Origin of the sequence: Geobacillus kaustophilus (assembly GCF_000948285.1) — a bacterium.
In the GTDB taxonomy this organism is placed as follows: Bacteria; Bacillota; Bacilli; order Bacillales; family Anoxybacillaceae; genus Geobacillus; species Geobacillus thermoleovorans_A.
The window spans coordinates 2,119,235-2,139,665 of sequence record NZ_JYBP01000003.1; the positions used below are offsets into that span (position 1 = coordinate 2,119,235).

The window sequence follows — 20,431 nt, forward strand, 5'->3', positions numbered from 1 at the left end:
ACCTAACGCTAAAAAAGCAGGGAGCGTCATCCCTGCTTGTTTCGTTCCTTTTCATTTTCCTTCACCCGCTTTTGTTCCTCGCTCAGCCAAAGCGGCTCGTGAGCGGCAAAATCGCCCCATTCAAACGCCATTTCCTCATTTACGGGCACGGATCGCTCTTTCCCTTTTTTACCCATCGCCGCCTCCTTGGCGCCCTTTTTTCGAATTGCGGTTTGCGCCGCGGACCATGTCTTCTTCACCAGCGTATTGGGCCGCAAATTCGGCATCCGGCAAACTTTCCGTCGGCGTTTTGTTGTTATTTTTCGCTGCATCAAATTTTACTTTTCGCTTCATCATCGTTTCGCCTCCTCATCAACCGTTTTTCGCTCATAAGCGACAAGCACAATTTCTTCTCCTGTTTCTTCACGCAGCCGCTGTTCAAGCTGTTGGAGCTGGCGAAGCGTCCCGTCATGAAGACGGGCGACTGGAAATGTGACGTTGGCCACACCCATCCTCCTTTCGCATTTTTTCTTATCATGCCTCGTTCAGGTGCGTTTTATCATAGTTCCGAAAGAAGACTCCCACTTCAAGCAAAGCGCTTACCAAGCGTCATCACAAGCAGAATCGAGGCGAGCGCAGCGACCGCCCATCCCCGACCAGTTTGTCTTTCCGCCCGTTTTGGCAGCCGCATCGTCCATTCCATCGCTTTAGGTTCCTCCCTCTAGAAATGTTGATATATCAAGGCTTTGCGGCCTCTCAGGGGTGTCAAAAAAATATTTTTCGACAAAACTTGGTGATCATGGCATCCACGATATGAACGAGATGCTTCATGACCGGTTTCGAGAAATAAAGCGCCAACCCCAACATCGTGAAAAACTTGTGGATTCCTTGATGATGTGCGAATCTATTTATGAGACATGAACCTCCTTGTGAATAGTTTTGGCGACACATCTATTCTAATCAAGGAATCGGGTTCAGGTCTCTTTTTTTGTTCGAATGTAAATTTATGTCAGTTAATTTGCTCATCTACAGTTATATCATATTTTTTAGTGATACAAAAACACAAAAAAAGAGATTCCTCCCCCACTTACTCCCTTTGGTCGTTGAAGTGGGGGTCTCCTCGCCAAAGGTGATGAAAAAGAGCTGCCGCCAAAGGATGACAACCTTCCTTTCGGCAAACAGCCCCTTTTCGCAATGATCGGTAAACCATTATGCAAAATATCTGTTATTTTCCACCTGTGAATGAAATCCCTTTAATAAAATAGCGATTGAAAAAGGCGTAAATAACCAATACAGGCATGGTAAACACCATTGATGCAGCCATAATGTAGTTCCAGTAGCTGATATATTGCCCTTTGAAACTGTTAAGTCCAAGCGGCAGTGTAAACAATTGCGGGTCGGACAAAATAATGAGCGGACGCATAAAGTCGTTCCATGATCCCATAAACACAAAAATAGCTTGAGCCGCCAACGCCGGACGAGCGAGCGGAAGAACAATCCTGAAAAAGATCCCGAGACGTCCGAGTCCATCAAGTTCCGCCGCCTCTTCCAACTCTTTCGGGAAGTTGATAAAAAACTGTCGCATCATGAAAATAAACGTGGCGTTCACCATCGTCGGCACGATCATTCCTTGGTACGAGTTCAGCCAGCCGAGCTGCTTCAAAATCAAATAGTTCGGAATCATCGTCACTTGCGCTGGAATCATTAACACAGCCAAAATGATCAAAAATAATGATTTTCTTCCGGGGAATTGCAACCGGGCCAATGCATAGCCAGCCATGGAATTGAATAACAAGTTGAGCATAGTCACGGAAACGGCAATCACTATGCTGTTGAACAACCAACGCGGGAACAGCTCCTGTTCAACAAAAATCTGCTTATAATTATCAAGTGTAAATTGTTTCGGAATCAAAGATATTGTTCCGCTGACAATCTCTTCAAGTGTTTTAAAAGAAGAAGACAATGCCCATAAAAATGGAATAATTGTGATTGTCGCGTATCCGACAAGAATAACATACAGCAGAGCTTTCCCAATGCCTGTTCTTCTTTTCATCCCATCCTCAGCTCCTTAATAAAGGGATTCCTCTTTTGACAACTTCCGCTGTAACAATGTCGCAATTAAAATAATGATGGCCAATGCAACTGCCAGTGCAGCCGCATACCCCATCGTTCCCAACGTTTTGAACGCATACTGGTAAATAAGGAGAACAACCGTCAACGTGGAGTTATTTGGACCCCCGGATCCAGCTGAGAAGATATACGATTGATCAAACAATTGGAACGTCCCAATTAATCCCATGATGACGACAAATGACGTAACTGGGCGCAAATACGGAACAGTGATGTGCCAAAACTTTTGCCAAGCGTTCGCGCCGTCCAGCTCCGCTGCTTCATACAACGAATCAGGAATATCTTGCAACGCCGCCAAATAGATGACCATAAAGTAAGGGGCTGTCGCCCAAATATTCATGATCATAATGGCATTCAGCGCAACGTCCGGATCACCGATCCAGTTGTACGTCGGCAACCCAACCGATTCAAGAACGCGATTAATTAAACCGTTCTGGTTATACATCCACATGAAAATGAGCGTCAGTACTGCTGAGGAAGTCAAGGTCGGCAAAAAGTAAACGATGCGGAAGAACTTTTCCCCTTTCAACCCAGCATTTAAGGCAGCAGCCAATACAAGGGCTAACATCGTCTGGCATGGAACGACAATAGCTACGTATTTCAGTGTATTCCATAGAGCGATTTTTGCCCGCGTATCATCAATCATGCGAACAAAGTTGTCCAACCCCACAAACTTGAACGACATTGTCCCTAATAGTTGCACCTTATGGAACGCCAAAAAAATAGCAAACACAATGGGGCCGATGATGAATAAAAGGAGTACAAATAACGTCGGAGATAAGAACAAGTAAGCTGTCCCCGTTTCTCGTTTCATTTTTTTCGTGAAAGCTTGTTTCATTGTTTTCATCCCCTTGCCGAGAATCAAATCGCTGTTCCTCTCTTTCTAACGCGGCCATAAAGCCGCTGTTAGAAAGAAAGGAACAGCTCCCCGGCGGGAGCTTTTTGCCCCTGCCGGAGGCCTATTTTCATCTACTTGCTTTCGATTTCACGGTTTGCTGTTTTTTCTGCCTCTTTTAACGCATCAGCAAGTGGGCGTTCCCCTAGAAAAGCACTGACAAATTGGTTATTAAAGTTGTTGACAATAATCGGCAAGTTCGTTCCGTTTTGCCATACCGTTGCATACGATGCTCCGGCGACTAATGGCGCCCGCAACGGATCTTTGTCAAATCCCAATTCAGCAGCGACCGATTTCCGCGTTGGCAAAGCATACCCTTTGCTCGTCCATGTTTTCATGCCTTCTTTGCCAGTCAAATACGAGATGAGCTCCCAAGCCGCTTCTTTCTTTTTCGAGTCTTTGTTCATGACATAAGCCACTGTGTACGCCATCGTCGCCTTTTTGCCATTGATCATTGGAACTTCCGCTGTACCGAATTCTAAATTCGGGAACGTGTCTTGTAAAAATGGAATCGCCCAGTTTCCTTCAATCACCATAGCAGCTTTGCCCTGACCGAACATCTCGCCGCCCCATGTGGCTCCAACTTCATTAGGTTGGGCTGCCGACTTATCTTTTAAGTGCATATCAACGATCGGCTGGAGCGCCTCGACGACTTTCGGATCAGCGAAGCTCGCTTTATTATCCGTCACAACTTTGCCGCCTTTGGATTCAGCAATGTAGTATAAGCGCGCCAGTTCCGGTGCAACGCCAAATCCGTATACTTGTTTCCCTTTTGTCAGCTTCTTCGCCGCTTCCCGCAGTTCATCCCAAGTTTTCGGGACTTCAACGCCTGCTTCTTCGAACATCTTTTTATTGTAAAACAGTGCTAGCGTCGAATAGTCTTTCGGGAACCCGTAAATTTTCCCGTCTTTCCCTTTAAACGCATCAAGCATCGGCTTTTCAAAATCGTTAATGTCAAAATCGTCCGTTACATATTTGTCAAGCGGCTCAAGCGCCCCTGTTTCAATCAGAGCTGGGGCTTCAAATGCATCAAGGTAAAACACATCCGGCCCTTGCCCACCCGCTAAACGGGTTTTGATGACATCCATATACTGGTCGGCAATGACTTCATACTTGACCTTAATATTAGGGTGTTTTTTCTCAAAATCGTCAAGCGTTTGCCGCAGCAACTTTTGCTCGCTCGGATTGCCGCCCCAGCCAGCTAACGTGACTTCTACTTTCTCGCCTTGCTTACTCCCCCCGTTTGCCTTCTCGCTTTTCTCACCACCGCCGCAACCGGCCAAAAGGCTGCCAAACAGCATCGTTGTGATGCCTAGCGCTGCCATCCACTTTGTTTTGCCCATGTAAACAACCTCCCCTAAAAATTGGTTTATATACACAGGGAAAGGAATGCTTCCCCTGCTTTTAACGAAGGACAATATCCCAACCTGTCGTATTCTCATCGATTTGGACATGGAAGTTATCCTGCTCACGGGTAATCGTCAATGACAACCGCCCGCCGCCGATTAGGATGTTTTCCACACGCAACATATTCATCGAATCAAGCAACGTCGGCGACAAATAAATATTCTTTTCCAACGCATTAGGAAACAATCCTAATAACGCCTGAACAAACACAAGCGGCGTGCCGGCCGCCCACGCCTGTGGGGAACAAGCGACAGGATAGCGAACCGGTTTTCCCTCTGACCGGCTGTAGCCGCAAAACAACTCCGGCAAGCGATCATACTCAAAATGCATCGATGCTTCCATGAGTCCTTCAATGACCGTCTTTGCCTCGCGCCGCCGCCCCAGTTTGCTTAAGCCAAGCAAAATGAGGCTGTTGTCATGCGGCCAAATGCTTCCATTATGATAGCTCATCGGGTTATATCCCGCTTCTCCTTCGCCCATCGTCCGGATGCCGTAACCCGAAAACATTTTTTCCGAAAGAAGGGTGTCAATGACGGCATCCGCCCGCCTTCCTTCAAGCATTCCTGAAAACAACACATGACCTGGGTTCGATGTAATTGTTCTGACAGGGGCTTTGTTTTCATCTAACGCAAGAGCATAAAATTTCCGATCTTCCATCCAAAACTGTTCTTCAAAGCGCTTTTTCAAAGCTTCCGCCTGCGTTCGAAGCGCTTCTGCTTTTTCCATTTCCTGAAGCTGTTCGAAAATGTCCGCAAGCCCCATTTTGGCGTGATAAACGTAGCCTTGGACTTCAACAAGGGCGATCGGCGCGCGGGCATACTCGCCGTTTTCGTGCACAATCGAATCGCCTGAATCTTTCCATCCCTGATTGGCAATCCCCTTGCTCGACTCCTGGAAATACTCGACAAATAAATCGCCGTCGCGGTCGCCATACCGGTCAATCCAATTGAGCGCCGCATCAATGTTTAGTCGAAGCTGACGGACGAGATCGAAGTCGCCGGTCCATTTGACATACTCCACCAACAGAACTAAAAAGAGCGGCGTCGCATCGATCGTTCCGTAATAAGGGGTAAACGGAATTTGATTCGTATTGGCCAACTCACCGAATCGGATTTCATGCATGATTTTTCCAGGCTGTTCATCGCGCCACGGATCTACTTTCGTTCCCTGATAGCGGGCCATTGTCAACAACGTGCCTTTGGCTATTTCATGGTTGAACGGGAGCAGCTGCAAGGCCGCAATCAAACTGTCCCGGCCGAAGGGAACGCCAAACCACGGAAGTCCGGCCACCGGAAATGGCCCACAGCCAAGATCCGTAAGCAGCACCCGCAAATCCCCGATGCCCCGGCGGACTAAACGCTCAAACTGTCGTTCGTCCGTGATGACGTTCGCTGTTTCCCTTTCCCAGCGCTGATATGATTGTTGCAATAGTTGAAGCGCCTGTTCAGGCGGAATGACCTTCGCTCTGCTTGTTTTGCCGGTGATCGGTTCGACCATCAACGTAACCGTCTGCTCTTGCGCACGGTCGAGTGCAAAGTCAAAAACAATTTCTCCATGTTCCTTAACGGTTTTCTCCTCTCGATCCCAGCTGACCTTCGTTGCCCGTTCCACTCCGTCGGCTCCCTCGTAATGGAACGTGAGCGAACGTTTTCCTATGGTCTGGCCTGTCCGCTTTCCCACCTCCCCTGTCTGAAAGCCGCGAACGATAAACATATCGGCAAAATCGGCATCCATGTGCACGCTCATTTCCAATTGCACCGGCTTAGGATGATAATTTTTCAGCTTAATGGTTTCATAGAGCACACCCGCATAAATAAATCGTTTGCGCTCAATTTCGACAGATTCGCGCCACAAAATCAGCTCTCCGTCCCGTTCAATATGAGGGTTTGTCAATAAAATGGTAGCGACATAATTTTGTGCCGCATCAGACGCCAGCAGCACGGGTTCTTCTCCATTGATGCGCAAACTCCATTTGCTCAAAAAACGGGTGTCTTTTGTATACAGCCCTAATCCGTACGGATGATGTTCGGGGATATTCCCATCTTTATCCGTCAATAAAAACACATCGTTTTCTTTAATCACTCGATAATCCATGTTGCTTCCCCCTGATTCTAGGTTGTCATCATCGGCTCAACAGCGCGATGTCTTTCCTTCGTCAATCACGCTTCACAAGCGAATTCCAAAACGTTTTCACTCATGATGCAAAAAAATATGTCTTTATGACACCACAACAATCCGAAACGTTTTGGATTCTGACTGAAACTGGCTCAGGGTGGTGAAAAAAGCCTCCATCAATCTTTTTTCACCGTCGACCCCCGTATTTTCAGTTCTGTTTCCAGAATCTTGACATAGGACTGAGCGTTGCCTTCCAGCATATCAATCAACAGTTTGGCGGCCTCATATCCCATGGCAAATTTGTCTTGAGCGATGGTGGAGAGTGCAGGCGATGAATAGGACGCTAAAATAATGTCATCGTAGCCAATCACGGCCACATCGTCCGGAACCCGCTTTCCAAGCTGTTTTACTGCCTTGATGACACCTAGCGCCATTAAATCGCTTGCACAAAAGAAAGCCGTAATTTCTGGATATTGCTGAAGCAGCCTCAATGCCTCCCGCGCCGCGATTTCTTCGCGGAACGCTCCATTGGCAATCCAATATTCGCGTACGGGCAAACCTGCTTCAATCAACGCCTCCTTGAATCCTTTCACCCGCTGTTCGCTCACAAATGCGTATTCATATCCATTGATCATAGCGATCCGTTTATGCCCGAGCTCAATTAAATGACGCACCGCTTTTTTCGCACCCAGCACATTGTCCGTTGTCACATAGCCAACGGTTTTGGACTCGATGGGAATATCAATCAGGACACATGGAATTTCGCTTTCCACAACCTCATGCAAATACGGGTCATCCGTACGAATCCCTTGCAAAATCGCCCCATCGACGCGCCGCTCCCGACAAAGCTGTGTATACGTTTTTTCTCTTTGCTTGGTCGATGTCGTGCTGAACAGCACCATATCATAATCGACTTCACTGACATACTCATTGACGCCGGCCAACACCTCAAAGGTAAAATTATCCTTGGCACTTTCCCTTGTTAATCCAGAAACGAGCAGCCCGATCGTCTTCGATTTATTCATGACAAGCCCGCGCGCCAGTGTATTGGGGCTGTAGTTCAACTGCTTCGCGATATCAATGATTTTTTGCCTCGTTTTTTCATTCACATCGGAATAGCCGTTCAGCGCGCGTGAAACCGTCGTAATCGAAACTCCCGCTGCCTTGGCAATATCTTTAATGGTTGTCACTGCCATTCCTCCAAAACGTTTTCGGTCATCTGCTCATTTTCATTATAAGCAATAACCGAAAACGTTTGCAATCTTTTTTTAATGAAAAATTCCTCCTTTAATTCCCAACCATATCTCTTTGTTAGATCGTCCATACTAATCATACCGCATCAAAAAACCTTCAAGGAGGAATTTCATATGGCTCGTTCAAGCAACAAACTGCTTGTTCCAGGCATCGAACAAGCGTTGGAACAAATCAAATACGAAATCGCCCAAGAGTTTGGCGTACAGCTCGGGGCTGGCACGGTTTCTCGCGCCAACGGCTCCGTCGGCGGAGAAATTACGAAACGGCTTGTGGCCCAAGCGCAAAGCGAGCTGGCAGGCCGGAAAACGGAATAAAGCCGAGCGGAATCACTCGGCTTTTTTCGTTTTCGCATCCATCGCTTTCAAATGGCGGTGGGCGTCGGCTGGGCGGCGATGCCCCTCCTTGCTGCTGCCGTCCCCATTCCCTTTTTCTTTTCATAATGAGCGCCTAGCCGCAACGGGCGGACATTCCTATGGTTTTTCCATTTCGCATAACTTTCTTTTTCAGAAGAAAGGCTTCCTTTGGTCGGATGAGAATGTTTCTGCTTGCGCAGCGGCTGTTTTTCGTTTTTTGATGGCTTCGGGTTTGACTCGTTATCGTTCTGTTTCTTTGACGGCTGTTGTGTCGGTTGTTCTTTGGCCGCTGGCGTTTTGTTTTCTTTTTCTCCGCCTTTAGCCTTATCTTTCCAACTTTCTCCTTTCCGGCCGTTTCCATCTGCCGAGCGGATGGATGCTGGCGCAGCCGGTTTCACCTTTTTCTTGATTTGCAATAGTTTTCCGGTTGTCATCCCCCGTTTGACAGCTTGGTTGCGCACTGCCATCGTACTATTGGCCGTGGTAATGACAATCCGGTCATCCGCCACTGACCGATGGATTTCCGCGAGCGCTGCAGACAGCTTCCGCGCCGAAGAGGCGTCGCGCTCCCTCTCCACCGTCGTAATCAGCACTTCCCCGCCTTTCTTTAAATACCCCTTTTGTTCGCTTAATGCAATGATTTGTTTCGCTACCGAAGAAAACGGTTGACGTTTCCAAGAAGGAAGCGCCGCCAACACCTTCTTTCCTTCCTCATTGTAAGCCTTCAGCGTCAACACACGCAGCTCCGCGTCGACGCCCGCTTCCATACTTGGGTTGATGTCGATCGACATGTATGCGTACACCGCATTGGAAGGCCATTGAATCCAAGTCGCCAGAAGCACCGCGGCCGCCGTCAGAATGCTGATGAGCGCATATCGAAACGGACGGCGGCGAAACGGAAAAGGACGGCCAACCGCATTCGCTTTGACCTCTTCTCCAATCTCGCATTCTTTCTCTTTTTTCAATCGAAGAAATTCCCCTTCCGGCGTCAATACAGTGACGAATTCTTCATCCAGCTCCAGCACAATTCCCTTTTTCACGATGAAAGCACCCCTTTTATATAGTCCTTTAAGTAAAGGTAATCGCCTGCCAAAATGACCGCGACCGCAATAATGTATTTTCTATTTCTCTCAATCGTCTTGCGGCTGACCGACGCCATCGTTTCCAGCTGTTTGATTGGCAGCTGCTTTTTTCGAAACAACAGGGCGAGCCATTCATCATTCGCAACAAGCAGTTCAGCCACACGAATAGCGTTGAGGCGGGCGTCTTTATGTTTTGGCGATTGCTCGACTAAATCGTGAAAATGAATGCCGAATTGTTTCAACACTTGCTGGTAATGGAGAATTTCTTCCCGACGCTGTTCCTGTTCGATTTGCCTATAAAACTCCTCAACCGATAATTTCGCATCTACATACGTTTGCGTCGCCTGCTCGCCGTCTTCTCCATTCTCGACATGCCATATGGCCTCTCGCGTTCTCACCTCTTTGCGAATGTAATCGATGAGGCGCCGCTTAATGAGCAGCTCCGCAAACGACAGAAAGGAGCCTCCTTTGTGCAACGCGTATTTTTCAATCGCTTCGTTAAACGCGATCAGCCCGATGCTCGCCTCATCATCTTCCTCGCGGATGAACCTCTTGCATACACTTGAGACTGTTTTGACGATAAACGGCTTATATTGCCGGATGAGCTCATTGCGCAACGCTTCATTTCCCCGCTGAATTTCCGCAACTGTCCGTTCAAGCGTTCTCTCTCTTCTTTTCAATAATGTCCCAAACACCCTTTTCACCCCGCTTATACAAGCCGGACTGACGCTCGTTCTTTATACTATTCGCAGATCATAAACCAAATATGGCCGTCGTTCAAAGGAAATGTTTTCAACATGTGTAAGTGAGCAGAGGTCCCCAAAAAAGTCCGACGCCGCGCCGAGCACACGCCTTCCATCGGCAAAAAATCGGGTGTTTTTCCTATCTAATGAAAAAGATGAAACGAGGTGGTGCCGAAAAGTTTGACGAAATGAGAAAAGGGGCTGTTCCCCCATTGGGACAGCCCCTTTTTCATTGTTTGGACGCTCATCCAGCCTTTTCTTCCGTCCGTGCCATTTCATTCAGCTCACTATGCTTGCGGCCGTAGATAAAGTAAATAACTAAACCGATCAACAACCACGAGACAAAACCGATCCATGTCGTCGCCGGAAGCTGAAGAACGAGGTAGCCGCAGAATAAGACAGCCAAAATCGGAACGACCGGGACAAACGGAACGCGGAATGCCCGCTTTAAGTCCGGTTGCGTTTTACGCAACACCAACACGCCGATCGAGACGGTGATAAAGGCAAAGAGCGTACCGATGTTCGTCAGTTCCGCCAATTTGTTGAGCGGGATGATGCCGGCAAATACCGCTACAGCTGCTCCAGTCAGCCACGTATTGACATACGGCACTTGGCGCGTCGGGCTGATGCGAGCAAACACTTTCGGCAGCAAACCGTCGCGGCTGATGGCGTAGAAGAGACGCGTCTGTCCATACATCATCACAAGGAGCACGGTCGTAATGCCGGCGATCGCTCCGAGCGAAATAAAGCCCGCCACCCAGTCTTGGTGGATATAGTTTAATGCAAACGCCACTGGGTTTTTCACGTTGAGCTGCTCGTACGGAACGATGCCTGTCAATACGAGCGAAACCGCAATATACAACAATGTGCACACAAGCAACGAGACGATGATGCCAATCGGCATATCGCGCTGCGGATTGCGCACTTCTTCCGCCGCCGTCGACACCGCATCAAAGCCGATGTAGGCGAAAAACACCGTCGCCGCGCCGGTCGCTACGCCAGAGAAGCCAAACGGCATAAACGGCGTCCAGTTCTCCGGTTTGACGTACCAAACGCCGACCGCCAAAAAGAGTAGCACGACCGCCACTTTAATAGCAACGATCACCGCGTTAAAACGCGCCGATTTTTTCGCACCTAAATTCAACAAAAACGTAATGAACAGAACGATGATAATCGCTGGCAAATCGATGAACGTTCCTTTTGCCGGATCATACGCGCTCGTGAGCGCCTTTGGCAACTCGATGCCAAAACCGGAAAGCAACCCCTGGAAATAGCCGGACCAACCGACGGCGACCGCCGACGAAGCAACCCCGTATTCCAAAATCAAATCCCATCCCAAAATCCAAGCGATGAGCTCACCAAACGTGGCATAGCTGTAAGTGTAAGCGCTCCCCGATACTGGGACGGTTGAGGCAAACTCTGCGTAACAAAGCGCCGCGAACACACACGCCAATCCGGATAAGATGAACGAAAGAACAAGAGCTGGACCGGCATGTTCCGCCGCCGCCACCCCGGTCAGGACAAAAATGCCTGTCCCGATAATGGCGCCGATGCCGAGCATCGTCAAATCAAATGCGCCTAACTCTTTTCGCAACGAAGCTCCTTTTACCCCTGATTCTTTCATGAGCAACTGAATTGGTTTTTTACGAAACAAATTCATAGATGTCTCCCCTTGTCGTTTTTTGTAGAAAAATGTTGAATTTTATCGAGGAATACAGTTGCTATTCTACATGATCCTTGTTTTTTTGTAAAGTGCGAAAATAAGAAAAACAACAAAAAATTTTTGTTATGTTGTGCGGCAAAGCACCAAAAATTATTGATAAATAACAAAAAAAAACAATTTACAAATTTTTCAGATAAATGTATAATAGCTATGTGACAAATTTGTGACAGGAAAGGAGGAAGATTGCTCCTGTTGCATTACAGGCTCTGTCACCCTATTTTCATGAAAACGCTTTAAAAACGAATAAGGAGGGTTCACGATGGCAGTAAAAAAGGAATCTTGGGCCGATCAGGGGGGCATCAACTATGAAGCCATCGCCCAATCCGCTTCGTTTTGCGAACTCATTCAGGCGAAGAAGCGGTTTATCATCCCGGCCACCATCTTTTTCTTCGTCTTTTACTTCGCCCTTCCGGTGTTGACGTCGTATTCGAAAGCGCTCAACGCACCGGCGATTGGGCCGGTCAGCTGGGCTTGGTTATTTGCCTTTGCGCAATTTATCATGACATGGGCCTTATGCATCCTTTATTCGAAACGCGCAGCACAATTTGATGCCATCGTCGAGCAAGTGAAGCGAGAAGCGCAGGAAGGAGGAAACGCGTAATGCACGGGCTCGCCTTTTTCCTCTTTCTCATCATCGTTGCCTTGACGCTCATCATTACGTACTACGCCTCCAAGCGCACGAAAACAACGAGCGAATTTTACACCGCTGACAGCAGCCTGACCGGCTGGCAAAATGGGCTCGCCATCGCCGGCGACTATATGTCCGCCGCCTCTTTTCTCGGCATTGCCGGCATGATCGCGCTGACGGGATTTGACGGTTTTTTCTACAGCATCGGCTTCCTTGTCGCTTATCTTGTCGTCTTGTACATCGTTGCCGAACCGCTTCGCAACCTCGGCAAATACACGATGGCCGATATGATCGCCGCCCGTTTTGATAATAAGAAAGTGCGCGGCGTCGCGGCGTTAAATACGATCGCCATCTCGATCTTCTATATGATCGCCCAGCTTGTCGGCGCCGGCGGCCTCATCAAGCTTCTATTGGGCTTAGACTACGTTTATTCTGTCTTGATCGTCGGCATTTTGATGACGGTGTACGTCGTCTTCGGAGGCATGACGGCCACCAGCTGGGTGCAAATCGTCAAAGCCGTCTTGTTGATGGTCGGTACGTTTATCATTTCCATCATCGTCTTTGCCAAATTCGATTTCAGCATCGCCAAAATGTTCCATGAAGTAAAAACGGCAACACCGCTCGGGGAAGCCTTTTTAAACCCGGGCAACAAGTTTAAAGATCCTCTTGACACGATTTCATTAAACTTGGCGCTCGTTTTGGGGACGGCCGGGCTGCCGCACATTTTAATCCGCTTCTTTACGGTCAAAGACGCCCCGACCGCCCGCAAATCGGTCGTTTATGCAACATGGATCATTGGAATTTTCTACGTGCTGACGATCTTTTTAGGGTTTGGCGCCGCCGCGTTCGTCGGCTATGACAAAATCGTCGCCGCCAACCCGGCCGGCAATATGGCCGCCCCGCTGTTGGCAGAGGCCCTTGGCGGAGATTTCCTGTTCGCTTTCATCTCTGCCGTAGCGTTTGCGACCATTTTGGCCGTTGTCGCCGGGCTCGTCTTGTCAGCCGCCTCGGCGTTTGCCCATGACTTTTACAGCCATATTTTGCGGCGCGGCCAAGCGACGGAAAAGGAACAAATGCTCGCCGCCCGCTGGGCGTCGGTCGGCGTTTCCGTACTATCAATTTTGTTAGCGCTCTTCGCGCAAAAAATGAACGTTGCCTTCCTCGTGTCACTCGCATTTGCCGTCGCGGCGAGCGCCAACTTGCCAACGATCGTATTCACGATCTTCTGGCGCCGCTTTAATACGACGGGGGCCATCACCGGCATGCTCGTTGGCTTGATCAGCGCCTTAGTGCTCGTCTTCTTCAGCCCGAACGTCTGGTCGCCGCAGCCGGGTGCTGCCATTTTCGTCGGCGAACCGCTCTTTAAGCTCGCCAACCCGGGCATCATCTCGATTCCGCTCGGCTTTATCGGTGCTATCGTCGGCACGCTCGTCTCGTCGAAAAAAGCGGATGAGAAAAAATATACCGAAATTGTCGTCAAAGCGAATACCGGGATCGGGCGGGTGTAACACAACCGGGAAGCCGGCGTGAAAGCCGGCTTCTTTTTTGTTGCCGCCACTCTGCTGTACCGGTGAGGAACTAAAAGCGATCTCCACAGTCGCCCGCCCGGCCGGCAAAATAAAAAAGACGCCCTGTGCACAACTAACATGTTTTATGCCGTCGGCGGGCGGTGGAACACTTTAGCAAACTGCGTATACCGCTCGACTTGGCGGCGGTCGACTTCATAGCCGATGCCCGGAGCGTCCGGGACGCGGATGAGGCCACGATGCACTTCGACTTCCGGGACGATGATATCCCGCTCCCAATAATAGGACGAAGCGGCGGTGTCGCCGGGAAGCGTGAAATTTTCCAACGTCGTGATCGCGATATTGTGGGCGCGTCCGACCCCTGCTTCCAACATCCCGCCGCACCAGACCGGAACGCCGCGCTCAGCGCAAAGATCGTGGATGCGCTTCGCCTCCCAAAGCCCACCGACGCGCCCGATTTTGATATTGATGATGCGGCAGCTGCCCAAATCCAGCGCCTTGCGCGCATCGTCATATGAGCGAATGCTTTCATCAAGGCAAATCGGCGTCTCAAGGAGCGGTTGCAGCCGGGCATGGTCGACGAGATCGTCAGCTGCGAGCGGCTGTTCGATCATCATTAGGCCAAATTCATCAAGCGCTTTCAGACGCTCTCGATCAGCGAGCGTATACGCTGAGTTCGCATCCGCCATGAGCGGCACGTCTGGAAACGCGTGCCGCACCTCGCGAATGACGTCAACGTCCCAGCCCGGTTTGATCTTCACTTTGATCCGCCGGTACCCTTGCGCCACATACCGCTCAATGGCCCGAAGCAAATCATCGACCGTCGGCTGGATGCCGATGCTGACGCCGACTTCAATTTCCTTTTTCATTCCACCCAACGGCTGATGAAGCGGAACGCCGCTACGCTTGGCATACAAATCCCATACCGCTCCCTCAAGCGCCGCCTTTGCCATATGATTTTGGCGAATCGCCGCAAACCGCTTTGACAGTTCGCTCGGGTGATTGATCGGCTCGGCAAGCGCAAGCGGCACTAGAAACTCCTCAAGCATATGCCAGTTCGTTTTCACCGTTTCCTCGCTGTACCACGGGGCGGAAAACGCGACCGATTCGCCCCAGCCGGAAACGCCGTCGCGGTCGACCGCCTCCACTAAAATAAACTCTTTCGTTTGAAACGTGCCGAAGCTCGTTGTAAACGGCGCCTTCAACTCCATTTGCAAATGGCGCAATATGACGTACTCCATCTCGATCGTCATCCATCTCCCTCTCTTTCTCGCAGCCATTCGTTTCGCCGCACCCATATGTAGTGCATCGCCGGCTCCCCGGGACGGCGCACGGCGCCGGCGGCAATCCAGCCTTCAGCGAGCAGCCGGGAAAACAACGCGCGCGTTGCTAAGCGCCACTTGAGCGCCAAGGCCAAATCCCGCTCCTTAAGATGCGGGAAATCAAGCGGAACAGCAGTCCATAGCGACGAAGCGCTCGCCTCGTCCATATCGTTCAGCACCGGCCTCACCAAACCATGCGCAGTCGGCGCCGCTTCAAGCACCGCCATCCCCTTGGCTCCAAGGAGAGCAACTTTAGCCGAGTTTCGCTCCCAGGATGACTGCCGATCAAGCCGCCATTCGACAATGAAGCGGTCGGACGGCAGTTGACCGTTCAATGCGTCATTCATTTCACCGTAGCAGTTTTCCACATACTCGACGCCAACGGCCCCAAGCTTCGCCAAGTTCAAATAGCCGTTCCGACTTTGCAACGGGTCGTACGTCCAGCGGATGATTCGGTAACCGCGCCGCCGCGCTTCTTCCGCCTGTTTCATTTTCAAGCGATAGCCGATGCCCCGATCACGAAACGATTCGGCAATCCCCATCATATGCGAACAAAGATACACTTCCCCGTTTCGAAACCCAGGAAAGCTATAGACAAAGCCGACGAGCTTCCCGTCCGCATACGCCCCGATGATCATGCCTCCGTTTTTCGCCACCGTCAGCGTCTGGTGAAGCGGAACCGGCGCCGTTTTCCAAATCTCCTCCTCAAGTCTGGCCATTTCTTTTAACTGTTCGACCGTCTCAATGGTTTGCAGCGACAGAGGCACACTCGCTCTCTCCCTGCGGCGCAAACGTCGCAAACGTGTTCATCACAACCCGCGCCAAAATTTCCACACCGGAAAGCAAATCGTCGCGCCGGAATGTCATGTCGGGGTGATGGAGCCCCGGACGCAAGTCGCACCCGAGCCCAAGCATCGTCGTTTTCAGCCCCGGCTTTTTGAAAGCGTAAAAATGAAAATCTTCCCCTCCAGACGTCACGACGGGAGGAACGCATTTTTCCGCCCCCAAAGCAGCGATGATCGCCTCTTCCATCAGCCGCTCAGCGTCCGGGTCAGGGTGGGCGGCAACGATGCGCGTCCGCTCAACAAGCTCAATATCAGCCCCATAAATCGCAGCGACCCCGTTGATCACATGGCGCAGCCCCTCAACAAGCCGCTCCATCGCCTTGTTCGTTTGCGCCCGCAAGTCCAAGGCGAACTCGGCGTAATCGGGGATCGTGTTCGCATCTTTTTCACCAGCGTGAAACTTCGTCATTTTGATCGACGCCGGCACTTGCGGATCAATATGAATTTTGCCGAGCTCCTGCACGATGGCGCTGCCGACTTCAATGACGTTGACGCCTAGATGCGGCCGCGCGGCATGCGCCGCTACGCCGCGAATCCGTCCTTCGATGCATTGCGAGGCCCCATGGATGATTGCCGGCGCCGCATATCCACTTTTCACTTCTTGAATCGGGCGCAGATGAACACCGTACAAAAACGTCAGGCCATCAGCTGCCCCTTTTTCGATCAGCTTCAACGCCCCTGTTCCTTTCTCCTCGGCCGGCTGGAACAAAAACCGCACCGTACCCGGCGGCTTGTAACCGATGCGGCGAAGCAGCTTCGCCACCCCAAGGACGATCGTCATGTGGGCGTCATGCCCGCACGCATGGTTCGGCTGCCAAACGCCGTTCACCTCTTGCCAAAGGGCATCCATATCGCTGCGCACCCCGACTGTAAACGGCCCGTCGCCAAGTTCCGCCACAACACCCGGACAATCGGCAAACGTCCGCACCCGATATCCTTCGCGTTCAAGCTCTCGGCAAAGAAATTCGGTCGTTTGCCACTCTTCCCAACTAATTTCCGGATGACGATGAAGATGGTCAAAAATGCTCCATAATTCTGCTTTCATCTGCTGAACAATTTCTTTCATCCCGCTCTCCCCCGCTGGTTGAAGTCGATAGAAAAAACATGGTTATATTCATTATAATATTCAAACAAACAAATACAACGATAGGCAAACGATTGGAAAAAACAGATACGTGCAATTAAGGGCGGCGCTTGGCCAGCTGGTTGATGACCTCAGAAAAAATGAGCCCCATCGCAATCGCCCCAGAAATCATGAACGCTTTTGCCGCTAGTGAAATCGCCGCATTGTAATCGTTCATGACAACATGGCGCATCGCCTCAAACGCTGTTCCGCCCGGCACAAGGGGAATAATGCCAGAGACGATAAAAATCGTCGCCGGCGTTCGATAGCGGCGGGCGAACCCGTTGCTTAAAAAAGCGACGAAAAACGCCGCTGCAAACGTGGCGGCGACACCGTCTATCCCCGACCGGGCGGCGGCCATATACACCGCCCAGCCGCTCATGCCGACAAATCCGCTATGCGGCAGCAATCGTTTCGGAATATTGAAAATGACGCCAAACAGCGATGACGCCACAAAGCTAAGCAACAGTTGCACCATCATCATCCATGCTCCCTGTCATCGAATCGATAAAATAAACGCAATGCCGGTGCCGATCGCAAACGCGGTTAAAAACGCCTCTGCACCGCGCGACAAACCGGCGATCAAATGGCCGGCCATTAAATCGCGCACCGCATTGGTAATCGCCAGCCCCGGCACGAGCGGCATCACCGATCCAATCATCATGTTTCCTACATCTCCGGCCAATCCGGCCCTTTCCATCAACAGCACGATCCCACCAGCGACAAAAGCGGCAAAAAATTCAGCGAAGAACCGGATTTTCACGAGCCGATGCATCATTTCAAAACACCAAAACGCCATTCCACCGGAAAGAAGGGAAGGGAGAAAATGATTCATGCCGCCTAACAACGAGGCAAAACAAGCGCTCGCCGCCGCTGCGGCAGCAGTTTGCTGCCAAAGCGGATAACCGAGCGGCTGCTGCTGAACGCGTTCCAATTCTTTGCGCGCTCCGTCGAGCGACAGTTCGCCGTTGCTGATGCGGCGGGAAATGTGGTTGACAAGCGCCACCTTGGATAAATCGGTCGAACGCTCGGAAATGCGAATAAACCGTGTTACATTCGTTCCCTCAACGGAAAACATGATGCCCGTTGGTGTCACATAGCTATGAGAGCGGGAAACACCGAACGCAGCGGCGATGCGCCCCATCGTATCTTCCACCCGGTACGTCTCCCCACCGCTTTCAAGCATCAATTTTCCCGCTAATAAACAAACATCAACAATGTCATTCACCCGCTCCGTCATGACCGGTTTGCTCCTTTCGTTTTCGCCCGGCACGGCATTGGCCATCCCGTTTTCCCCTGCCGGGCGCTCATCGCAAAAACAAACTCCCACCAAAAAATTGGCAGGAGCCGCCTTGGATATTGTCTTTGCCAAACTTGTTTCCATTATATCAAATAGGCGGCTGGCGAACCAAGCAGAACAAAGCAGCCAAGTAGAGGAAACAGGCGATGAACCGACGGCACCAGCCGATGAAACGGAGGAAACGAAAAACGAAAGCGCGCCATCCGCTCTTGAATCGATCGAAACAGAAAAAACAGCTGCTGCACCGGCGGAAGATGATACAGCGGTTCAACTAGATAAACAGGCGGATGCCGCCATCAAAGCGGAAAGAAATCATCCCTCACACCTTCCGGAAAAGCGGAAACAAAGGTCAGCACCCGGCAAACGACAGCTGCCGGCGCCAAAGGGAATGGCCGGGAACATCAAGCAGTGACGGCTGGAAATAAACAGGCGGCGGTCCGCGCCTCTGTCTCTGTTTCACAACCTCCGAAACAAACAGCCAAACCGCAAACAAAACAGGACCATTCGCTGGCCCATGGAAAACAAGACAAGGAAGAAAAGAACAAAAAATAAATTCCGTTTTGAAGCTGTTGCTAAAGCAAGGGCTGTTTTCGGAAGCGAACGGGGGCGCTCCCTGCATTTCCACAAAATCAAGCGAAAAATAAAGCATCAATGACCGCTTGACAGCGACAGTCGCTAGAAAACAGACAGCCAAAGCGATCGAGTGCCATACATCGTTCCATAACATTTGCAACGCGGATCCAGCCAACACGTTCAATAGCGTGCCAACCGCCAGATTGACAATCAAAAACGTGCCAAACAACTGCACTTTGCGAACTGACCAAAATCGATACACTGTATAAATCGCCCCCGGAATGGTACAGATGAGCATCGCCCCGTACTCTCCGACCGGGCCGCGCAGCGCATGCCATAGAACGATCGGAAATACAACATACTAGCACGACATCAAGCATGACGCTCCGCTTTTCCATTCCCTCTTCCTCATGGCCCCTTTCTCTTTTCACATACGCCCCAATCATTCACCAGGTTCCGCGCCAATGACTCGCATCCCCTTAGCCTCAATCCAAGCCGACACTTCCCCTTCTCCTGCATCCTCGCCATCCGCGTGGATCGGAACAGGGGCAGCCGAGCGGATGCACACGTTCCGCCCAGTGAACAAGCAAACCTCTTTCATTCGTACATGCCCGCCCCAAAATACGGTTAAAAACAGCGCAAGAATTTTCCAACGCGGCATCGGCCCGACGACCGTCACATGAAGCAAGCCGTCATCGGCCTGAGCGGACGGCGCGATGCGCATTCCTCCACCGTAGTATGGGTGATTCGAAACCGTTGCCATCCAAGCCTTCAAAAACGAATAATTCTGTCCATCCACACAAATATCAAGGTCAACCGGTTGATAGCGAAACAAATCTCTTACTAAATAAAACACATAAATGAGTGAACCGAGTCCAAAACGATTCAGCCGCCCTTTCCATTTTGAACGGTTGGCCGTGCGGGCGATATGGGCGTCAAAACCGCAGCCGATGCTGTTGGCAAACACTCCGTCCGGCACGGCTCTGCTTGCAAAACGGCCGAGATCGAAAGCCAAAACCTTGCCGAAACGAACATCATCTATCAGCTGTCGGAGCGCCTGTTTCGGTTTTCGGGCGAGACGGAAGCCGCGGACAAAGTCGTTTCCTGTTCCGGCGGGAATGCAGCCAATCGCAACGTGCGGAAACGAACCCGCTCCGTTCACCACTTCATGCACTGTCCCATCGCCCCCGACCGCTACGATCACCGTCGGCTCAACGCTTTCCTCGCCAATTCGTCGGGCGATTTCCTTTCCTTCTCCCTTTCGGGTCGTCCAATACACCTGATAGATGATTCCTTCCCGATCGAGCAACGGCTGCAGTTGCTTCCAAATCGACACGGACCGCCCGTTTTTAGCGGCGGGATTGATGATGAAATAAAAGTTCATCGTCTTCCTCCATTCATTCCTCTCTCCTTACCAATTGGCTTTTTTTTTC

The 20,431-nt window shown here is 50.7% G+C and carries 22 protein-coding genes and 1 pseudogene; 4 read left to right on the top strand and 19 right to left on the bottom strand.

Translation table 11 applies throughout. From position 1 onward, the window contains the following. Positions 1 to 26 precede the first annotated feature (26 nt). From LG52_RS20225 to LG52_RS10925, 9 genes and pseudogenes are all read right to left on the bottom strand, one after another. Positions 27 to 176, bottom strand: a complete 150-nt coding sequence (locus tag LG52_RS20225; protein WP_167346079.1) for a hypothetical protein — start codon at positions 174 to 176, stop codon at positions 27 to 29. After that, complete coding sequence (locus LG52_RS19810) at positions 169 to 336, bottom strand: hypothetical protein (RefSeq protein ID WP_156133405.1); 168 nt, start codon at positions 334 to 336, stop codon at positions 169 to 171. The genes LG52_RS20225 and LG52_RS19810 overlap by 8 nt, the downstream gene beginning before the upstream one ends. Beyond that, positions 333 to 485: a hypothetical protein gene (locus LG52_RS20230; RefSeq protein ID WP_197071923.1), complete on the bottom strand. Its 153-nt coding sequence runs from the start codon at positions 483 to 485 to the stop codon at positions 333 to 335. The genes LG52_RS19810 and LG52_RS20230 overlap by 4 nt, the downstream gene beginning before the upstream one ends. 283 nt (positions 486 to 768) lie before the next feature. After that, positions 769 to 891 (bottom strand): annotated as a pseudogene (locus tag LG52_RS19815) (IS701 family transposase); the annotation flags it as partial. Between the two features lie 313 nt (positions 892 to 1,204). Then, on the bottom strand, positions 1,205 to 2,032 hold the full coding sequence (locus LG52_RS10905) for a carbohydrate ABC transporter permease (RefSeq protein WP_044731945.1): 828 nt from the start codon (positions 2,030 to 2,032) through the stop codon (positions 1,205 to 1,207). A gap of 15 nt (positions 2,033 to 2,047) precedes the next feature. Further along, entirely contained in the window at positions 2,048 to 2,947 is a 900-nt protein-coding gene (locus tag LG52_RS10910) for a carbohydrate ABC transporter permease (protein ID WP_044731946.1), read from the bottom strand. Positions 2,948 to 3,078: 131 nt separating this feature from the next. Then, positions 3,079 to 4,347: an ABC transporter substrate-binding protein gene (locus LG52_RS10915; RefSeq protein WP_044731947.1), complete on the bottom strand. Its 1,269-nt coding sequence runs from the start codon at positions 4,345 to 4,347 to the stop codon at positions 3,079 to 3,081. Positions 4,348 to 4,408: 61 nt separating this feature from the next. Further along, positions 4,409 to 6,505: an amylo-alpha-1,6-glucosidase gene (locus LG52_RS10920; protein ID WP_044731948.1), complete on the bottom strand. Its 2,097-nt coding sequence runs from the start codon at positions 6,503 to 6,505 to the stop codon at positions 4,409 to 4,411. A gap of 197 nt (positions 6,506 to 6,702) precedes the next feature. Then, entirely contained in the window at positions 6,703 to 7,716 is a 1,014-nt protein-coding gene (locus tag LG52_RS10925) for a LacI family DNA-binding transcriptional regulator (RefSeq protein ID WP_044731949.1), read from the bottom strand. A gap of 177 nt (positions 7,717 to 7,893) precedes the next feature. Here LG52_RS10925 and LG52_RS10930 point away from each other — a divergent pair, with 177 nt between their 5' ends. Then, positions 7,894 to 8,094 carry an alpha/beta-type small acid-soluble spore protein gene (locus LG52_RS10930; RefSeq protein WP_013145987.1) on the top strand — a complete coding sequence of 67 codons (201 nt, stop codon included), beginning with the start codon at positions 7,894 to 7,896 and terminating at the stop codon, positions 8,092 to 8,094. A 47-nt stretch (positions 8,095 to 8,141) separates the two neighbouring features. Here LG52_RS10930 and LG52_RS10935 read toward each other — a convergent pair whose 3' ends face one another. The 3 genes from LG52_RS10935 to LG52_RS10945 all read right to left on the bottom strand — a co-directional run bounded on the left by LG52_RS10935 (position 8,142) and on the right by LG52_RS10945 (position 11,618). Beyond that, entirely contained in the window at positions 8,142 to 9,173 is a 1,032-nt protein-coding gene (locus LG52_RS10935) for an anti-sigma factor domain-containing protein (protein WP_231584454.1), read from the bottom strand. Next, a complete protein-coding gene (sigI, locus tag LG52_RS10940; protein ID WP_044731950.1) occupies positions 9,170 to 9,919 on the bottom strand; it encodes an RNA polymerase sigma factor SigI in 750 nt (249 codons plus the stop codon). Before sigI ends, LG52_RS10935 begins: the two co-directional genes overlap by 4 nt. Positions 9,920 to 10,202: 283 nt before the next feature. Further along, positions 10,203 to 11,618 (bottom strand): amino acid permease, encoded by a 1,416-nt coding sequence (locus LG52_RS10945; protein WP_044731951.1) that lies wholly within the window; start codon positions 11,616 to 11,618, stop codon positions 10,203 to 10,205. A 322-nt stretch (positions 11,619 to 11,940) separates the two neighbouring features. Between LG52_RS10945 and LG52_RS10950 the strand changes: the two genes are divergently transcribed. Together LG52_RS10950 and LG52_RS10955 are read left to right on the top strand one after the other, a co-directional pair. Then, positions 11,941 to 12,282: a DUF485 domain-containing protein gene (locus LG52_RS10950; protein WP_044731952.1), complete on the top strand. Its 342-nt coding sequence runs from the start codon at positions 11,941 to 11,943 to the stop codon at positions 12,280 to 12,282. Continuing rightward, the gene (locus LG52_RS10955) at positions 12,282 to 13,817 is read left to right on the top strand and encodes a cation acetate symporter (protein WP_044731953.1); all 1,536 of its coding nucleotides are present in this window, start codon (positions 12,282 to 12,284) and stop codon (positions 13,815 to 13,817) included. The genes LG52_RS10950 and LG52_RS10955 overlap by 1 nt, the downstream gene beginning before the upstream one ends. A gap of 143 nt (positions 13,818 to 13,960) precedes the next feature. Here the strand turns inward: LG52_RS10955 and menC are convergent, their stop codons facing one another. From menC to LG52_RS10980, 5 genes are all read right to left on the bottom strand, one after another. Continuing rightward, positions 13,961 to 15,088, bottom strand: coding sequence for an o-succinylbenzoate synthase (menC, locus tag LG52_RS10960; protein ID WP_044731954.1), 1,128 nt, complete (start codon positions 15,086 to 15,088; stop codon positions 13,961 to 13,963). Then, the gene (locus LG52_RS10965) at positions 15,085 to 15,924 is read right to left on the bottom strand and encodes a GNAT family N-acetyltransferase (RefSeq protein ID WP_044731955.1); all 840 of its coding nucleotides are present in this window, start codon (positions 15,922 to 15,924) and stop codon (positions 15,085 to 15,087) included. The genes menC and LG52_RS10965 overlap by 4 nt, the downstream gene beginning before the upstream one ends. Then, positions 15,899 to 17,068 carry a M20 peptidase aminoacylase family protein gene (locus tag LG52_RS10970; protein WP_044731956.1) on the bottom strand — a complete coding sequence of 390 codons (1,170 nt, stop codon included), beginning with the start codon at positions 17,066 to 17,068 and terminating at the stop codon, positions 15,899 to 15,901. The genes LG52_RS10965 and LG52_RS10970 overlap by 26 nt, the downstream gene beginning before the upstream one ends. 115 nt (positions 17,069 to 17,183) lie before the next feature. Then, entirely contained in the window at positions 17,184 to 17,609 is a 426-nt protein-coding gene (locus tag LG52_RS10975; protein WP_044731957.1) for a threonine/serine exporter family protein, read from the bottom strand. Positions 17,610 to 17,621: 12 nt separating this feature from the next. Then, positions 17,622 to 18,365, bottom strand: a complete 744-nt coding sequence (locus LG52_RS10980; protein ID WP_044733215.1) for a threonine/serine exporter family protein — start codon at positions 18,363 to 18,365, stop codon at positions 17,622 to 17,624. Positions 18,366 to 18,571: 206 nt separating this feature from the next. Between LG52_RS10980 and LG52_RS20830 the strand changes: the two genes are divergently transcribed. Further along, entirely contained in the window at positions 18,572 to 18,700 is a 129-nt protein-coding gene (locus LG52_RS20830; RefSeq protein ID WP_269430414.1) for a hypothetical protein, read from the top strand. A 74-nt stretch (positions 18,701 to 18,774) separates the two neighbouring features. Here the strand turns inward: LG52_RS20830 and LG52_RS20580 are convergent, their stop codons facing one another. Beyond that, the gene (locus LG52_RS20580) at positions 18,775 to 19,344 is read right to left on the bottom strand and encodes a VC0807 family protein (protein ID WP_331436751.1); all 570 of its coding nucleotides are present in this window, start codon (positions 19,342 to 19,344) and stop codon (positions 18,775 to 18,777) included. A gap of 96 nt (positions 19,345 to 19,440) precedes the next feature. Then, positions 19,441 to 20,382 (bottom strand): diacylglycerol/lipid kinase family protein, encoded by a 942-nt coding sequence (locus LG52_RS10995; RefSeq protein WP_044731959.1) that lies wholly within the window; start codon positions 20,380 to 20,382, stop codon positions 19,441 to 19,443. Between the last annotated feature and the right edge of the window lie 49 nt (positions 20,383 to 20,431).

What these genes read in the sequence shown, in the direction of transcription:
- LG52_RS20225 (WP_167346079.1), bottom strand. Translation starts at nt 176, where the DNA reads ATGGGTAAAAAAGGGAAAGAGCGATCCGTGCCCGTAAATGAGGAAATG.
- LG52_RS19810 (WP_156133405.1), bottom strand. Translation starts at nt 336, where the DNA reads ATGATGAAGCGAAAAGTAAAATTTGATGCAGCGAAAAATAACAACAAA.
- LG52_RS10905 (WP_044731945.1), bottom strand. Translation starts at nt 2,032, where the DNA reads ATGAAAAGAAGAACAGGCATTGGGAAAGCTCTGCTGTATGTTATTCTT.
- LG52_RS10910 (WP_044731946.1), bottom strand. Translation starts at nt 2,947, where the DNA reads ATGAAACAAGCTTTCACGAAAAAAATGAAACGAGAAACGGGGACAGCT.
- LG52_RS10915 (WP_044731947.1), bottom strand. Translation starts at nt 4,347, where the DNA reads ATGGGCAAAACAAAGTGGATGGCAGCGCTAGGCATCACAACGATGCTG.
- LG52_RS10920 (WP_044731948.1), bottom strand. Translation starts at nt 6,505, where the DNA reads ATGGATTATCGAGTGATTAAAGAAAACGATGTGTTTTTATTGACGGAT.
- LG52_RS10930 (WP_013145987.1), top strand. Translation starts at nt 7,894, where the DNA reads ATGGCTCGTTCAAGCAACAAACTGCTTGTTCCAGGCATCGAACAAGCG.
- LG52_RS10945 (WP_044731951.1), bottom strand. Translation starts at nt 11,618, where the DNA reads ATGAATTTGTTTCGTAAAAAACCAATTCAGTTGCTCATGAAAGAATCA.
- LG52_RS10950 (WP_044731952.1), top strand. Translation starts at nt 11,941, where the DNA reads ATGGCAGTAAAAAAGGAATCTTGGGCCGATCAGGGGGGCATCAACTAT.
- LG52_RS10955 (WP_044731953.1), top strand. Translation starts at nt 12,282, where the DNA reads ATGCACGGGCTCGCCTTTTTCCTCTTTCTCATCATCGTTGCCTTGACG.
- menC (WP_044731954.1), bottom strand. Translation starts at nt 15,088, where the DNA reads ATGACGATCGAGATGGAGTACGTCATATTGCGCCATTTGCAAATGGAG.
- LG52_RS10970 (WP_044731956.1), bottom strand. Translation starts at nt 17,068, where the DNA reads ATGAAAGAAATTGTTCAGCAGATGAAAGCAGAATTATGGAGCATTTTT.
- LG52_RS10975 (WP_044731957.1), bottom strand. Translation starts at nt 17,609, where the DNA reads ATGATGATGGTGCAACTGTTGCTTAGCTTTGTGGCGTCATCGCTGTTT.
- LG52_RS10980 (WP_044733215.1), bottom strand. Translation starts at nt 18,365, where the DNA reads ATGACGGAGCGGGTGAATGACATTGTTGATGTTTGTTTATTAGCGGGA.
- LG52_RS20830 (WP_269430414.1), top strand. Translation starts at nt 18,572, where the DNA reads ATGAACCGACGGCACCAGCCGATGAAACGGAGGAAACGAAAAACGAAA.
- LG52_RS10995 (WP_044731959.1), bottom strand. Translation starts at nt 20,382, where the DNA reads ATGAACTTTTATTTCATCATCAATCCCGCCGCTAAAAACGGGCGGTCC.